The sequence below is a fragment of the Anabaena sp. CCY 0017 genome, from assembly GCF_963920885.1.
Lineage (GTDB): Bacteria > Cyanobacteriota > Cyanobacteriia > Cyanobacteriales > Nostocaceae > Nodularia.
This window is the reverse complement of sequence record NZ_CAWUDG010000001.1, coordinates 231,855-247,788: the sequence shown is the minus strand read 5'-3', so window position 1 is coordinate 247,788 and position 15,934 is coordinate 231,855. Positions and strand designations below refer to the sequence as shown.

General features: G+C 38.5%; 15 protein-coding genes. 10 read left to right on the top strand and 5 right to left on the bottom strand.

Translation table 11 applies throughout. The features are described from left to right. The first annotated feature begins 46 nt into the window (after positions 1-46). Both ACM0OW_RS01125 and ACM0OW_RS01120 read left to right on the top strand, forming a co-directional pair. Positions 47-853 (top strand): inositol monophosphatase family protein, encoded by an 807-nt coding sequence (locus ACM0OW_RS01125; RefSeq protein ID WP_414548199.1) that lies wholly within the window; start codon positions 47-49, stop codon positions 851-853. A gap of 79 nt (positions 854-932) precedes the next feature. Then, positions 933-1,487 (top strand): hypothetical protein, encoded by a 555-nt coding sequence (locus tag ACM0OW_RS01120; protein WP_414548198.1) that lies wholly within the window; start codon positions 933-935, stop codon positions 1,485-1,487. On the opposite strand, the gene ACM0OW_RS01115 is transcribed toward ACM0OW_RS01120, so the two are convergent. The 5 genes from ACM0OW_RS01115 to ACM0OW_RS01095 form a co-directional block, all read right to left on the bottom strand. Next, positions 1,484-1,855 carry a cupin domain-containing protein gene (locus ACM0OW_RS01115; RefSeq protein WP_414548197.1) on the bottom strand — a complete coding sequence of 124 codons (372 nt, stop codon included), beginning with the start codon at positions 1,853-1,855 and terminating at the stop codon, positions 1,484-1,486. The genes ACM0OW_RS01120 and ACM0OW_RS01115 overlap by 4 nt on opposite strands. A gap of 19 nt (positions 1,856-1,874) precedes the next feature. Next, positions 1,875-2,162 (bottom strand): hypothetical protein, encoded by a 288-nt coding sequence (locus tag ACM0OW_RS01110; protein WP_414548196.1) that lies wholly within the window; start codon positions 2,160-2,162, stop codon positions 1,875-1,877. 125 nt (positions 2,163-2,287) lie between these two features. After that, the gene (chlG, locus tag ACM0OW_RS01105) at positions 2,288-3,328 is read right to left on the bottom strand and encodes a chlorophyll synthase ChlG (protein WP_414548195.1); all 1,041 of its coding nucleotides are present in this window, start codon (positions 3,326-3,328) and stop codon (positions 2,288-2,290) included. An 88-nt stretch (positions 3,329-3,416) separates the two neighbouring features. Beyond that, complete coding sequence (locus tag ACM0OW_RS01100) at positions 3,417-4,517, bottom strand: ArsA family ATPase (RefSeq protein ID WP_414548194.1); 1,101 nt, start codon at positions 4,515-4,517, stop codon at positions 3,417-3,419. A gap of 88 nt (positions 4,518-4,605) precedes the next feature. Next, positions 4,606-4,797: a DUF2862 domain-containing protein gene (locus ACM0OW_RS01095; protein ID WP_414548193.1), complete on the bottom strand. Its 192-nt coding sequence runs from the start codon at positions 4,795-4,797 to the stop codon at positions 4,606-4,608. Positions 4,798-5,038: 241 nt separating this feature from the next. On the opposite strand from ACM0OW_RS01095, the gene ACM0OW_RS01090 reads away from it, so the two are divergent. From ACM0OW_RS01090 to ACM0OW_RS01055, 8 genes are all read left to right on the top strand, one after another. Continuing rightward, positions 5,039-5,713, top strand: a complete 675-nt coding sequence (locus tag ACM0OW_RS01090; RefSeq protein WP_414548192.1) for a Uma2 family endonuclease — start codon at positions 5,039-5,041, stop codon at positions 5,711-5,713. Positions 5,714-5,952: 239 nt separating this feature from the next. Next, positions 5,953-6,798, top strand: coding sequence for an ABC transporter permease (locus ACM0OW_RS01085; RefSeq protein ID WP_414548191.1), 846 nt, complete (start codon positions 5,953-5,955; stop codon positions 6,796-6,798). Between the two features lie 64 nt (positions 6,799-6,862). After that, on the top strand, positions 6,863-8,161 hold the full coding sequence (locus ACM0OW_RS01080; protein ID WP_414548190.1) for an ABC transporter ATP-binding protein: 1,299 nt from the start codon (positions 6,863-6,865) through the stop codon (positions 8,159-8,161). Positions 8,162-8,205: 44 nt separating this feature from the next. Further along, on the top strand, positions 8,206-9,735 hold the full coding sequence (locus tag ACM0OW_RS01075; RefSeq protein ID WP_414548189.1) for a class I SAM-dependent methyltransferase: 1,530 nt from the start codon (positions 8,206-8,208) through the stop codon (positions 9,733-9,735). 13 nt (positions 9,736-9,748) lie between these two features. Then, positions 9,749-12,802 carry a glycosyltransferase gene (locus ACM0OW_RS01070; protein WP_414548188.1) on the top strand — a complete coding sequence of 1,018 codons (3,054 nt, stop codon included), beginning with the start codon at positions 9,749-9,751 and terminating at the stop codon, positions 12,800-12,802. A gap of 22 nt (positions 12,803-12,824) precedes the next feature. Next, the gene (locus tag ACM0OW_RS01065; RefSeq protein WP_414548187.1) at positions 12,825-14,471 is read left to right on the top strand and encodes a glycosyltransferase family 4 protein; all 1,647 of its coding nucleotides are present in this window, start codon (positions 12,825-12,827) and stop codon (positions 14,469-14,471) included. A 196-nt stretch (positions 14,472-14,667) separates the two neighbouring features. Then, positions 14,668-15,231 carry a class I SAM-dependent methyltransferase gene (locus tag ACM0OW_RS01060; protein ID WP_414548186.1) on the top strand — a complete coding sequence of 188 codons (564 nt, stop codon included), beginning with the start codon at positions 14,668-14,670 and terminating at the stop codon, positions 15,229-15,231. Positions 15,232-15,240: 9 nt separating this feature from the next. After that, complete coding sequence (locus ACM0OW_RS01055) at positions 15,241-15,927, top strand: glycosyltransferase family 2 protein (protein ID WP_414548185.1); 687 nt, start codon at positions 15,241-15,243, stop codon at positions 15,925-15,927. Positions 15,928-15,934: the final 7 nt, after the last annotated feature.

The following is a 15,934-nucleotide window of genomic DNA, read 5'->3' as shown; positions in this document are numbered from 1 at the left end:
CGTATCTTGTCTTGGCTTAGGAGCCTCTTTGCGAGAGAATTAATTCATGAATGATTTTTGGACAACAATTCTGGACTTTGCCGAAACCACCACGACCAGAGTGGGAAAGCAACTTATGCAAGATTTTGGTAAAGTCCAAGCTGACCAAAAAGCTGATGGTAGTTTAGTCACACGAGCCGACAAATGGGCAGATCAGGAAATTCGGGATGCGATAGCGGCTCGTTTTTCTGGCTATGGCATTTTGAGCGAAGAAAGTGACAAAATTTTTCCTGGTACGGAATGGTGCTGGGTAATAGACCCTCTTGATGGCACGACCAACTTTACGAGGGGTCTGCCCATTTGGTCAATTTCACTGGGATTGCTATATCAAGGCATTCCCGTTTTTGGTTATATTTACTTACCACCACTAGCTCAAGCTTTTCATGGTTTTTGGGCAGGTTCATCGGGATTGTCAACACCTTCTGGGGCATTTCTTAACCACCACCCCATCCATAGCAGTAATGATGCTGTTAGTAAAAATCACTTTTTTAACCTCTGTTCCCGTAGCACCTCAGTTATTCAAACAGGCTTTCCCTGCAAAATTCGGATGCTGGGTGTAGCTAGCTATAATTTTCTCACAGTTGCTACAGGAGCGACATTAGGTGGTATTGAAGCCACACCAAAAGTTTGGGACATCGCCGGGGCTTGGGTAATTGTTCAGGCTGCTGGTGGTATTTGGACACCTCTGAAGGATGAACCATTTCCTTTGTCATCAGGAGAAGATTATAGCGATCGCTCTTTCCCTACCTTGGTTGTAAGTCGTCCGGAATTAGTACCAATATTTACACCAGTTATCAAAAATTTAGAAATTTAAATCAAAGTTTAATATTGTTACTTCTTTGCAGTGTGTGAGTACTTCCTTTACACCACAACATCGAGTATAAAACAAGTTCATGCTGTCTAGTCTAGATTTAATTCGAGAGTTCGTACAAAGTTCTACCCAAAAGAAAGATGTTTTGTTGTCAAACCCTTCTTTGACAGCACAAACCGTCTATAAAAGTAACCAACTAACCGCTAAAACTGAAGGAGTGATTGCTACATACAAACTAAATAACTCAGTATCTGAATTCTGGGTTAATCCAAAGTCATCTCATTGGGAACTGATGAATGAAGCCTTAGCAGATCACAATTATTTGCTCAAAGGAGTACTAGAAATAGACCAACGTGGTTTTTATAAGTATCTATACTTTCAAATTCCCCAAGGCTATAAGGCACATTGCACTCAATCTGTGATGCTCTGGAGAGCTTGGTGGAAATATCGCAAAAATACTTTAAAATCAGGGATTCCCCTGGAGCTTTTAATCCAAAAACGAGAATCTTGGTACCCAATTAGAGATTTAAACATTAGCAATGGACTTGTGTATATCAAAACGTTGGGTAAGGAGATTGTAATTCATTCAGATGATTTCGTAATTTGGCTCAGTAAAAGAGAAGTAGCTTCCAACTAAACTATTTCTTCATAGACTGTTTCATCTTGTTTACGCCATGCTGGATCTACAATACAAATAAAGACCAAGAGTTCCTTACCAGAGTTACGAATAAATTGTCGTGTATTAGGAGGAATATATACAGCGTCTCCTGGTTCAACAATTTGAGTTTCATCATCAATATGCATTTCTCCCTTGCCACTCAGAATGTAATAAACTTCTGAAGTAGTAAGTGAGTGGGGTTGAGAAGTTTTTCCCACTGGCAACGTTGCGTGAGCTAAACTATAGCCTAATGCCAGGGGTTGCTTATCGGGATGCAGTAGTTCCCGTAGAATGGTATTATCCCCAGCAATAAATTCTTGACAGTCGTTAAGCTTTTGAATTAGCATCAATTTTTAAGTGTCATCTCTAGTAGAGCATAGGATTGGTCTTTGGTTGATAGTCACAACAGTCAATAGCCTCTTCTGTACTAGCGGTGGATGGGTGTACAGTGCATTTCAATCGGTAATTGTCGGTAAAAAATTGGCAGTTAGCACAGGGAATTTGATGCATTTGTTTGGCTGTGCTGACACCATCTCGAACTGCTGTCCAAAGACTCCCTACCAGCAAAATAATTACAGTCCAAGCCGCAACAAAGCAAATAGGGACTAATAATGGTTGAATTCCCCGAATCAGAAAATTTGTCAACTCTAACACGGTAAGTCCTGATAAAAATTAAGAGTTAGAAGTATTTTAACTCCTAACTCCTCATTATTTACTTCTGACTACAGAGGTATAAATTTGGTGCAGGAGAGAAGTTTCTTCCCCTTGAGCAATGACAATTAAACGCCAGCATGACCCAGAGCTATACCAGCTACAAGCATTCCCAATACTAGGAACGGTTGGGCGCTGGCTTGATATTTCACATCATTTTTGAGGGGGTCACGCAGGAAATACATATCCTGGAAGGTGATTTGCGGGATGATTAACAGTAGCAAAATAGCAGCATACAAGTTTTCGTGAAGAGTGATGAGATAAACTGCAATCACAGCTTGAAAGACATCAATCATCACGGCACAGACCCAAGCAGCTCTGGTGACACCAAACATCACAGGTAATGATTTTAATCCGAACTGGCGATCGCCTTCCACACTCTTAAAATCATTCACAATGGCAATACCCAAGCCAGCCAAGCTATAAACCACGGTAATCACCACAATTTTCCAATTGAGTTCACCAAACAGCGCATGACCAGTACACCAAGGAAAAGCCATATAGCTAGCACCAAGGGCATAACCGCCTAACCAACCGTTTTGTTTCAGCTTTAATGGGGGCGCAGAATAAATATAGGCAATAAAGGAACCCAGTATAGCTATAGTTGTAATCGTCGGATATTCATTACCAGCCCAAACATCTAGGGCAAAAGCCAGAAGATTTCCGGAAATTAACAATACCCAAATTTGTGTAATCACTTGAGGTAAGGGAATTGCACCGGAAGGAATGGGACGGTATGGTTCATTCACCGCATCAATTTCTCGGTCATAATACTCATTTAAGGTTTGCGTATAACCTGCGAGTAAAGGCCCTGAAAGCAACATACAAGCTGCTGACATCAAGACATTTTCTAGTGTCCAAGTATAGTTACCCGAAGAAGCCGCACCACAGACCACACCCCAAATCAGAGGAATCCAGGTGATAGGTTTCATCAGTTGCAGGCGAATTTTCCAGATAGATTTTTCCCCTGCTGCTGCGCCTTTCATGCCTAGTAATTGCCGAGCCTTGGCACTGCGATCGGCAACTGCTGTAATTTCCTCGTTGGGTTTCACTGACTCTATCGCCTCTGCTGGCTGGGAATTAGGGTTAATTGGGGTTGATTCTGACATAAAACTAAACTTACTTATGAATAGGAAATGGGAAATGGGGAATAGGAAAGAATTTTTTCAATACCTCATCCCCTCTACCCAGCCGGACTTAAAAAGAAATTATCAAATAATTATTCTGAAATTTGGCTCCAGTAACTTGTCTGCCAGTTAATGCTGGGGGTAAGAAGAGATTACGCCGATGATCTCCGGCATCTATTGTAACTTCGGGACCATACTGGGTAAGTTTGACTTGCTTTTTGTCAAATCCTGGCAAGAATAAGCGGACTTGACGATTGTGGATGTCAATTTCTATGGGTTTGGGAGCCTGTCGTGCTTGTTCGGTAAAGTTGGGTAGAGCATCTATCAAAGGTTGCCATTCGCCTGTAGGAGAGTCAGGAACAACGCTCACAGTTAGAGGTGTAAACTCTTCTGACAGGTTGACGTTTGGCTCAGGTGATATCAAAATTACACCACCAACGGTTAAACCAATTTGTTGAGCGCTACCCCACAAATAACGGGAGCTTGCCACTTCTAGGGGGTCTGCTGTACTCACCAAGAAGGCAGCAACGCGATTGGGGTCAGCAAGGGCAGCTTTTCCTTTATCTAAAAAACTATTCACTTGGTTGGTGGGGAGAGCAAAGTTATCTGCTGTCCAGTTGACATTAAAAAAGCTGCTAATTAGCGGCTGAATTAAAGGCGATTCCGCAATAGTCTTTCCCAAATCTGAGTTAACAAATAATTGCTGAAATCGCCGTACATACCAACTCAGAGATTCTGGCATCCCTAGCATTCGCAGGGTAAAGGAATCACCTGTGCCATCGTAGATAATCGCGTCATATTTGCCACTGGCTTCATATTCGCGGATAGCATTCAAGGCCAGGGCGCTGTCCATCCCCGGTAATACTACCAGTTCTTGACCATAAACATCTTTGACGATAGGCGTGCGGAGGTATTGCGCCTCCAGTTTTTTCACTTCTTCCCAGTTGCGTTCTAGCAATACAGATGATTGAAACTGCACCACTTGTAAATTGGGCGCAATTTCCTGGGGATCAGCAGTCAGGGTCTGATCCAGTAAAATGGGTAAAACTGGTTCTGCCAACCCTGCTAGAAGTACACGCTTGCCTTGGCTTGCCAATAACTTGGCGGCGGCGATCGCAATTTTAGTCCGCGCTACACCGCCTTTGCCCAAAAATGTCAATATCAGGGACATTACTTGATTCCTATATTCACCGCCAATCTTTTCCACTCCAACTTAGCACTAGGCAAATACTCTTAGCTTCCGCGTTGAGTTCTATCTATTACACAAGTTTGATTTCATCTTCAAAAAACCAAGTGGAAGAATTATCGTCAAACAGCACCACTACACCAATTCCAGCACCATCCGTAACTTTGTAGCCTTGAATAATGCCTATTTGTCCGAGTTTTTTCGCAATAGAAGCAGATACGCGATCGCGCAGACGAAAAACTTTAACCTTTTGTCCGATTTCCATGCCTAGTCACAATGCAATAAACCAAGTCTCAGTTTAGCCGAATCGGTGTCCCTTCGGTAATAGATTTCCGCGATAATGGACGACAAGGGCAACAATGAGCGCAACATAGGCTAAACCATAGTTCCTTGATGGTACAAGCCTCTGATTTATCTGTGAATCGAACCCAAATCCAAAATTCAAAATCTAAAATTGTTTGACTCTAGGAGTTAACCAAGATAGTTTCCTTGATTAGGTAACAACTATGACTACCACAATCAATTTAGCAGATCCAAATATTGAATATCCTAGTACTGATGGAGAGCCTGTGGCAGAAACATATTTACACCTCTATGCAATTCTGACTACATTGGAAGTGCTAAAACAGTATTTCACAGGTAGACAGGCGACAGTACTGGCAAATCAATTTCTCTATTATGCTCAGGGTTTTCCCAGATTAAGAGTTGCACCAGATGTGATGGTAATTTTTGATGTGCAACCTGGGGGGAGAGATAACTATAAAGTTTGGGAAGAAGGTCAAGTGCCGCAAGTTGTATTTGAGATGACCAGTACAGGTACTCAAAAGCAGGATCAAGAGCAAAAAAAATTACTATATGAACAATTAGGTATTTTAGAATACTGGTTATTCGACCCGAAAGGCGAATGGATTAACGAAAAATTGCAGGGGTATCGTTTACAGAATGAAATTTATCACCCAATTACTGACACTTTATCTCAGCCTTTGGGATTGCGCCTCGAAGTAGAAGGGGAACTGTTAAGGTTTTATCGCTTAGATACGGGGGCTAAATTACTGATTCCCACAGAACTGGCAGAATTGGCTGAACGAGAACGACAACGGGCTGAACAGGAACATCAACGGGCTGAACGACTAGCGGAACGTTTGCGTGCTTTGGGTGTTGACCCTGAGAGTTTAAGTTAAGCAGAAACTGTCCGGAAATTTAAAGGCAAAATAATCTTCTGGGCAGTGAGTGTGATGTAATCCTAATATTTGTGTATAGTTGATTAATTCTGCAACCAAGCGGATAAATGGCAGCTATGAGCCTCTGTTCTTAGTCTGCTTTATACTAATAGCCATTAGAGGCAATTTACTTAGAATAGTGGGATTATTGATTAGGTGTGTGAGTGTAGTGAGCGAGGAAACGGGAATTGGTGCGAATCATGCGACGTGCTGTCAGTAAAGCAGGTAAACTGAGGCTTATACTGCCAATAGATGAGCAATTGTGGGCAAAGTTCGATTTACTGCGAACTCTAGTAAGGCGAGATTTAGAGGCGCGGTACAAAGGTTCTATTCTGGGCAATTTTTGGCCTTTGGTAAATCAGCTTTCACAATTACTGATTTATACTTATGTGTTTTCTATTGTCCTGAGAGTCAAGCTTACCATTAGTAGTTTGCCAGAAAATAACTTTACTTTTGGTTTGTGGTTATTTGCGGGTTTGCTTCCGTGGATTGCTTTTTCAGGTGGACTCATGCAGTCGGCTGGTTCAGTGGTAGGGCAGCCAAATTTGATCAAGAAGGTAGTATTTCCGTTAGCTTTGTTACCCTTAGTGCCAATTTTATCAACCTTCATTGAAAGTTCTTTTGGCTTAATGGCCTTGATTTTTTTTGTGGCTGTACACACTCATACTTTACATAATACCTTGGCACTGCTACCCTTAGTCTGGCTAACTCAATTGTTGTTAACGGCAGGTTTGGGTTATTTAGCTGCGGGATTAACGGTTTTTTTACGTGATGTTCCGCAGACACTGGGAGTAGCTTTAAATATTTGGATGTATTTAACACCAATTATTTATCCTGCCTCAGCAATTCCCGAAGGGTGGCGAAATTGGGTATTTTGGTTAAATCCGTTGACTGCGATCGCTGAGGTTTATCGTGATTTAATTTTAGTGGGGGAGGTAAAGCATTGGGGAGAATGGGGAGTTGCGAGTGCGATCGCAGTGACTATGTTTTGTTGTGGTTTCTTAGTTTATAAACGTTTGCGCCCGGCTTTTGCGGATGTTTTGTAACAAGTTTCATAAATGAACAGTTATGAAATATGCGCTGCTTAGATGATGTTGAGTGTGTGGTGGTATGAGTGAGGAAATTGCAATTTCGCTGACGAATATCTCGAAATGCTACAAGCGTTATGCTCGCCCGGTAGATCGGCTCAAGGAAATTTTGCTCCCCGGTAACAGCCACGCGCAAGAGTTTTGGGCATTAAGGGATATTAGTTTGAAAGTTTATCAAGGAGAGACTTTAGGAATCATTGGTCAAAACGGTTCTGGTAAAAGTACATTACTACAAATTATTGCTGGCACATTGACACCAACGACAGGTGAAGTGTTTGTAAATGGGCGAGTTTCAGCTCTACTCGAACTAGGTAGTGGATTTAACCCTGAGTTTACTGGAAGGCAAAACGTATTTTTTAATGGTCAAATTTTAGGTTTAAGTCGAGAAGAAATAGAAGCTAAGTTTGATGAAATTACTGCTTTCGCTGAAATTGGTGATTTTATTGAGCATCCGGTTAAAACCTATTCTAGTGGGATGGTAGTTAGACTAGCTTTTGCCGTAGTTGCTAATACTAAACCAAGTATTTTAATAGTAGATGAAGCCTTGGCTGTCGGAGATGCAAAGTTTCAAGCTCGCTGTATGAAAAGGATTCGTCATCTTAAAGAACAGGGTGTCACTATATTATTTGTTTCCCATGATTCTGGCAGTGTAAAAATGTTGTGCAATAGTGCTGTATTAATGAATAATGGCAGAATGCTAGAGGTTGGTGACCCGAAGGATGTAGTAAACCACTATATTGCTTTATTAAGCTCAGATAATAATGAAGTTGTAATTGAAAAGATAAAATCTGATGAAGTAACATTAATTGAAGAAGATAATGATTTTATTAAAGAAAATCAAGATCAAACTTTGCACAGGCATGGGAATAAACTAGCTATTGTAAAAAATGTGAAAATTCTTGATGAAAAAGGTAAAGAAATAAAAAAAATAGAAACTGGGGAATATTTTCAAATTAGTATATTAGTCGAAGCAAAGGCAGAAATTTCAGATTTAATTGTTGGTATTTCTATTAGAAATTTAATGGGGTTGGTAATTTATGGAACTAACACGCATCTACAAAAAATTAACTTGCCAGGACTCCAGGAAAATCAAGGGCTAAAAGTCTTGTTTCAAGTCCCTTGCTATCTCAATAAGGGGGTTTACACAGTTAGCGTAGGCGTACATTCTGAAGAAGGTTTAAGTTATGATTGGGTAGATGAATTAGTAGTCTTTGAAGTAAATAACAGTATTTACTGCGACGGCTTAATAGATTTACAATCTACAATTACATTTAATTATCCAGAAAAATATGCGATAGCGCCCAGCTTAGAAAAATATTGATTTTAATTTAAAACTGAAAGAATTACTGTAACAATAATTAAATCATGATTGATTCTAATAATCCAGAAATTAATGTAGATGAGTTAATGCAAAAAATTCGCCAAGAAGTAGCTAAACGTCAAGTAAATTCTCAGCGAACGGAAACCAAAAATAACAATATAGACATATCAATCTTAAAGTCAAATATTAGCTATATCGAATCTTTGCTGATTAATGCAGAATCTAGATCTTATGCCCGCAGTAAATGGCCTGATAAACTAAATCGGTTTCCTTTTAATATAAGCTCAAAGCTCCAAAAAAATATTTTAAAAGCTATAAATTTTGTATTCAAAGACCAACGAGAAGTTAACTTTAATTTACTGCTAGCTGTAAAAGAATCTGTAAAGCTAAATCGCCAATTAATAGAACAGATTCAAACTTTAACAACTCAGACATCTGAGCAATTTACTGAGGTAAAAAATAGTCTGCAAGAGATAAATGAAATACCTAATGCTGCTCCCGATAATAGTTGCCAGGAAATAAATGAATTTTTAGGTAATTTAGATAACAACGTTCAAGGAATAAATGAGCGCTTAAGTATTGTTGATATGCACTTTTTGGAGATGCATGAACGGCTGAGTTCTTTGGATACTCGTTTCCAAGGGATGCATGAACGGCTGAGTGTTGTAGATAACAACATTCAAAGACACAATGAACGTCTAGATCATATAGATAGTCGTTTTCAAGGGATGGAAAAACGTTTAGGTGGTGTTGATAGCAGTATTCAAAGGATAGATGAACGTTACCACAAAAATGATAGTTACCTGAAAAATGATTTAATACAGCAAAAACGTTTGATATCTTTATTTTTGGAAGAAGCGCAGCGAAGACTACCAGAACCATTCAATCAAGAGCAACTACAAAGTTTTGTTGACGAGAATCAACATTCACTAGATGCTTTTTACGTAGCTTTTGAAGATCAATTTCGCGGTAGTCGAGAGGAAATCAAAAACCGATTGTTATCTTATATCTCCGTAGTAGAAAAAGCCGTATCAGCCACAGATAATTCTCCTACTCTGGACATAGGATGTGGGCGTGGTGAATGGATAGAGATGCTTTCTGAGCAAGGCTTTCAAACATCTGGCATTGATATTAATAATGCGATGGTACATCAATGCCAAAGTCTTGGTCTTAATGCTGTTTTAGGGGATGGGCTACAATTTTTGCGCTCATTACCAAATAATTCTTTGGCTGTTGTATCTTCATTTCACGTGATTGAGCATTTACAAATGCAACAATTTATGGCTTTATTGGATGAAGTATTGCGTGTTTTACGTCCTGGCGGCACTATCATTTTAGAAACACCCAACCCTGAAAATTTAATAGTAGGAGCTTGTAATTTTTATCTAGATCCAACTCACCGCAACCCAATTCCCCCACCAACCGCACAATTTATCTTAGAAAATCGGGGATTTACTCCAGTTGAAATTCGCCGTATCCATCCGATGAATGAAAATCATCATCTAGATAATGCGTTTTTGAATAGTCTACTCCTGGGTTGTCAAGATTATGCAGTAATTGGGTGGAAAGCGTGAATCGGGTATATTTATGAACATATTAATTTGTAACGAGCGATTTCTATTTAGGTTTGGTCTTGACCGTGTCCTGATTATTATTGGTAAGGGTATGGCAGAACGAGGACATCATGTTTATATGATGGGATCTCGTTGTGATGAAAATATAATAAATCAGTTTGCTAAAAAATTCATTTTCCTGCCATCAGCACCAGATGATTATGCTAATTCTAATGAGTTCACGGCTCAATGGTTAGAAACTAACTGGTCTAAATTATTTAGTAATACGGAAAGACCAGATGTCATAGTAATTGGTGGCTGGCCGTTTTTTCAGGCAATTAATTTCTTCTCTCAGGTTTGCCCAAATGTTGTTTTCATTGACCCTGGAGCAGTACCACTTGATGGTTTTAGTGGTCATGGGTTGTTTATTCAACAGAAACTGAGAAAATTCCGCCAAGAGTATTTGAGCCAAACAACAGGTATTCTACCTATTAGTGAATTTATTGCTAAATCCCAAAGTTTACCTGACCGGGGGTTTAATCAAGGTATCCAAACAATACTATTAGGTGCAGACCACATGGAACTATCCATTTGGCAAGCACAGATGGTTGGTCAAGAAAAGCGTCATGTCACTAGTTTATCATTGGTTGAGAAGCTGCAAAAACGAGGAAAAACTATTATTTTTAACCTTGGGCGCTGGGAACCAAATTGTTATAAAAACTCTGAAGATTGTTTCGATATTATACGCCAGTTAATACAGCGACATCCAGCAGTTGTATTAATAGTATTAACAGATGCCAATAATATTAATATTCCCGCAGATATTAAAGAACATATCCAGCCAATAGGATTTCCAGATGATAGAGAATTGCAAAAAATTATGCAATTTACCACTTTGGGACTATCTGTTTCATTGTGGGAAGGTTTCAATTTACCGTTAGCAGAAATGCAGTGGTTAAAACGCCCTACGTTAGCATTTAATCTTGCTGCTCATGCTGAAGTTGTTGTTCATCCTTGGTTTCTCTGTACTGACATCGGTGAAATGGTAGAAAAAGCGGATTGTATTTTATCCGATAAAATTCCTGATGCAGCTATCAATATAATCAATTATGAACAGTTCCAGAGCAAATTTCGCTGGAAAAATGTAGTTAAAAACTATTGTGACTATTTCGAGAATATTGTCAGTTCAAATCAAAATATATCCCATCACCCACTGCTAATTATTGATGTTACTAATAGCTCTAGAGATCCTGCTAACTCTGGTGTCATTAGGGTAACACGCCAACTGTGCCGGACTCTACAAAAATATTATGATTTGGTATTTGTAGTTTGGGATTTCGCAACACAAATTTATACATTGCCTTCCCCCAGTGGTTATGCTCAGTTAGCACAGTTTAACGGACCAGAGATTCCCAGTATAGGAAAAGATATACTCAACAGTCGTGGAACAATTTCATTAGATGAATTCCTTGCAGTTGAACCTAGTATACAAGGAAGATCCGCAATACTTTTCTTGGCAGAAACAATATTAGATACTCGCGGTGTTCAAGCTGTTGCCTATGCAAAACAAAAAGAGTGGAAAACAGCAGCTATTTTATATGACTTAATACCAGTGATGTACCCACAGTTTTGTAGTCATACTGTGAGTTCCCTGTTTCCTCCTTATTTGGAGATGTTATCTCAAGTCGATTTTATTATTCCTATTTCTGAATTTTCTGCCCAATGCGTTTTGGATTATTGGCAACAAAATCAAAGCTCTCATGGACAAGTTAGTACAGCATTATTACCAGGGCAATTTGGACAGCATTCTCGTCATGTTAATATGCCTAACTTACAGTCAATTACTGTAAAAATATTATGCGTTTCTACATTAGAGCCACGTAAAAATCATTTAATACTCTTAAAAGCCTGTGAAATTCTGGCAAAGGAACATCCGGAAATAGATTGGCAATTAACACTGGTAGGAAATCGCTATGAAGGTGCGCCAGAGGTATACAAATCTGTAGAAAAGGCATCAGCTAAAGACTCTCGGATTCGTTGGCTAGGGATAGTAGATGATGCTACCTTACATCGTTTGTATGAGGAAGCAACATTTACAATTTACAGTTCACTAGTTGAAGGCTTTGGGATGCCCATATTAGAAAGTATTTGGTATGGTAGAGCCTGTCTGTGTCATTCCCAAGGAGTCATGGCGGAACTAGCAACCGAGGGAGGTTGCTTAGTAGTAGATATGACAGATGCCTCAGCAATTGCCCAAGCTATTTATACCTTGTCGTCTGATCAAGATTTGCTGACTAAGCTATCTCAAGCGGCCGGCGATCGCCAATTAAAAACTTGGGATGATTATGCTGTAGAAGTTTTAAATATTTTGGGTTTGAAAACAATAAAAACTGCAGACTTAAATAAGGGTGACATCAATTTGAATGTAATTAATTACGAAGAACTACTATATCCCAATTGCCTGATTCAACGCTGGCAAATGACAGATTCAGAGCGCATGGCTTTGACTGGTTTACTCGCAAGGCATCAGCCTAGATGTAGTGTCGAAATTGGTACTTATTATGGCGGTAGTTTGTCTCTAATTTCGCAGTACTCACAGATGGTATTTTCTATTGACATTGATCCTGAAGTACCTTCACGGTTACCACCTAGAGATAATGTCAGTTATTTAATTGCCCCATCCAAAATTGTATTACCAATGCTTTTTCAAGCACTTGATGAAGCAAATATACCAATTGATTTCTTGCTCATCGACGGTGATCACACGGCTGATGGAGTTCGTAGGGACATTGAAACTGTGTTGACTTATGTACCCAAAAAACCAATGTTTGTGATGATGCATGATTCTTTTAACCCAGAGTGTCGGCGCGGAATCATGACTGCCAACTGGCAAATTTCACCTTATGTAGCCTGGATTGATGTAGATTTTGTACCGGGACGAATTATTGAATATGACAATGCTTTCCAAGGTGAAATGTGGGGTGGACTAGCACTAGCACTTTTATCTCCCAAGCCAAGACATGGTAATCTGACTATTTCTGCATCAGCAAATAGTTTTTATGAATTAGCTCTCAAGTCACGCCGTTAATATTGTTATATATGCAGTAATTATGGTTAATAAAATATTGATTTGTAGTAATTTCTATCCACCTTTTTTTGTCGGTGGTGCTGAAATTATTGCCCATGAACAAGCATGTCAATTGAGAAATGCTGGTTACGAGGTAGCTGTATTCTGTGCCAAACATAATGATAGCGATCGCCGCTATTCTATGAAACGGGAAACTTTTGATGGTCTACAAGTTTTTCGAGTTATCCAACACGCACAAGACTATCAAGTTGATCATAATTTTTATAAACCAGAAATCAATCAACTATTTAACACTGTAATTGAGCAATTTCAGCCAGATGTTATTCATTTGCATAATATTATTGGCTTATCAATGGGAATTGTCGAAATAGCATATAGACATAAAATTAAAACTGTACTCACCCTACATGATCATTGGGGCTTTTGTTTTAAAAATACGTTATTGAAGGGATATGATTTCGTTTGCCAAGATTTTTCTCAGTGTGAAGATTGTTTGCCAGAGTTAATAGATAAACAACAGCGACGGCTTCATATCCGGATGCGTAACGATTACATTGCATTACAACTCAGCAAGGTAGAGCAATTAATATCACCAAGTTCATATTTAGCTTCAGCTTATATTAAAGCTGGTTTTTCGTCAGATAAGCTGACTGTCATATCTTATGGTGTAAATGTTCCACGCTTTTCTCAGATTACCAAGAAATTGCCTGAAGCTGTCATGCGATTTACGTTTATTGGCTATCTAGGTGTTCATAAAGGCGTTCACGTTTTAATGGCAGCTATCAAGCTTTTATTTAAAGGAGGTCATCTTGGTAATCTTTGCACAATCAATATTGTTGGTACAGGTGGCATGTTAGAAGATTTAGAAAAATTTGTTACCGAAAATCAATTAAATTCTGTTGTCAAACTATGGGGAAAAGTTAAGCATTCGGAAATTGAAACTGTTTATCAATCCACTGACGTATTAATTAATCCATCAATATGGCCTGAAAACGAACCAGTCACAATCATGGAAGCAATGGCTACTGGGATACCTGTACTTGCGTCTGCACTCGGAGGTAATCTCAATCTTGTAGTTGATGGCGTAAATGGTTGCTTATTCGAGTCAGGTAATGCTCAGATGCTAGCAGAAAAGATGCTGGGAATGGCTCTTGACCATGATCGCGTTAGATTAATGGGACACAATGCTTATCAGCAAATAGCTAAAGATACTTTAGAAAATTATGTACAGCGAATTTCCCAAGTTTATCTAGAAAAAAATGATAATACATTAAATCATGACTTAAATCGGGTTATTCTGTGTAGTGGTAAACAAGTTTCTCCAGATTGTTTCCGTGCCATAACTTTATTCAATCAAAGTAACCATAGTAATTACTGCAAGTTTATTATGAGTGACTGGATTAGTCCTGAAGACTGGGATTTAGTTGATCTACTATGGATAGTCGATGAGCAAGGCAATCAGCAAGATATAGTTAATGCCCTGAAAAAAGGGCGACCTTTATTAGTTCCTGAGACGAATCATCAACTTGTAAACCTTTGTCGTGGTAGTCAATCTGGTCTATTCTATGCAAATGAGATGGAAGCAGAAGGTTGTCTAAATTATCTCATGCGTGAAAAGTCTGTTTTAGCTGCTTTGGGTTGCAATGCTAAAAATTACTTTGAAAAATAAATGTTTTTTGATAGATTTAGAGGAATAAAAAATAGATTGTGTAAATGAAATAGTTAGTAAAAATTCATTAGATTAATTAGATTAATGTAGATGATTATAAATTGTGTATTAGCCAATCATCTTATAAATTAAAGATTTTAATCAAATGATTCAGACTCAAATAAAGAACATAAACGTATATAAATTACAACAGAGTATGAGTGAGCCATTTTTAGAACCAATATTAAGGCAACTAAGACTGCATAGAGTTAAAAAACATATTCCTAAAGGCTCTGTGATATTAGATATAGGTTGTGGTACTAAAGCCAGTTTTCTGAAAACCATGTCACCTCATATTAAACAGGGTTTTGGTGTTGATTTTAAAGTCAAAGAGTTTCAGAGTGGGAATATACAAACTAAACAACTAAGGCTAGAAAATAATCTACCCTTTGCAGATGAAAGCTTCCAAGTAGTAACTATGCTTGCAGTGCTGGAACACATCGATAATGAAAAGGAAATATTACAAGAAATTCACCGAGTCCTGATTCCAGGTGGAAAATTAGTATTAACAGTTCCATCAGTTTGGTCTCAGCCTGTTCTGGAGTTTTTAGCATATAAGTTAAAAATTGTTAGTGAAGCTGAAATCCGAGACCATAAAAGATACTATAATCGCAAAAAGCTTAAAAAAGTTTTAATTGATATTACTCAGTTTCAAGATTTTCAGCATCACTACTTTCAGTTAGGAATGAATAATTTTTGTACTGTTGTTAAGCGTAGTTGATTTGATGACATGAAATTATCTGTTGTTATTCCCTGCTATAACGAACTAGGAACAATCGACCAAGTAATACGATCGGTTAAAGCTTCTCCTATTAAAAACTTAGAAATAATTATTGTTGATGATTGTTCTACAGATGGAACTAGAGAATTACTACAGTCTAAATTAGAACTAGAGGTAGACCAAGTTATTTATCACAAAAAAAATCAGGGTAAAGGTGCAGCTTTACGGACAGGGTTTGCCGCAGCGACAGGAGATATTGTAATTGTCCAAGATGCTGATTTAGAATATGACCCCCAAGAATACCCTTTAGTAATTGAACCTATTTTGTCCCATAGAGCTGATGTGGTCTTTGGTTCTCGTTTTCAAGGTGGTAGACCTCACAGGGTTGTTTACTACTGGCACAGAGTAGGTAATGGATTCTTGACCATGTTGTCTAATATGTTTACTAATATCAACCTTACAGATATGGAAACATGTTATAAAGCCTTTCGCCGGGAAATTATTCAATCTATCAGAATTAGAGAGAATAGATTTGGCTTTGAACCTGAAATTACAGCGAAGGTGGCAAAAATGGAATGTCGCATTTACGAAGTAGGTATTTCTTATTATGGACGTACATATAAAGAGGGGAAAAAGATTGGTTGGAAAGATGGTTTTAGAGCTATTTATTGTATATTTAAATATAATATATTTTAATTTTGAG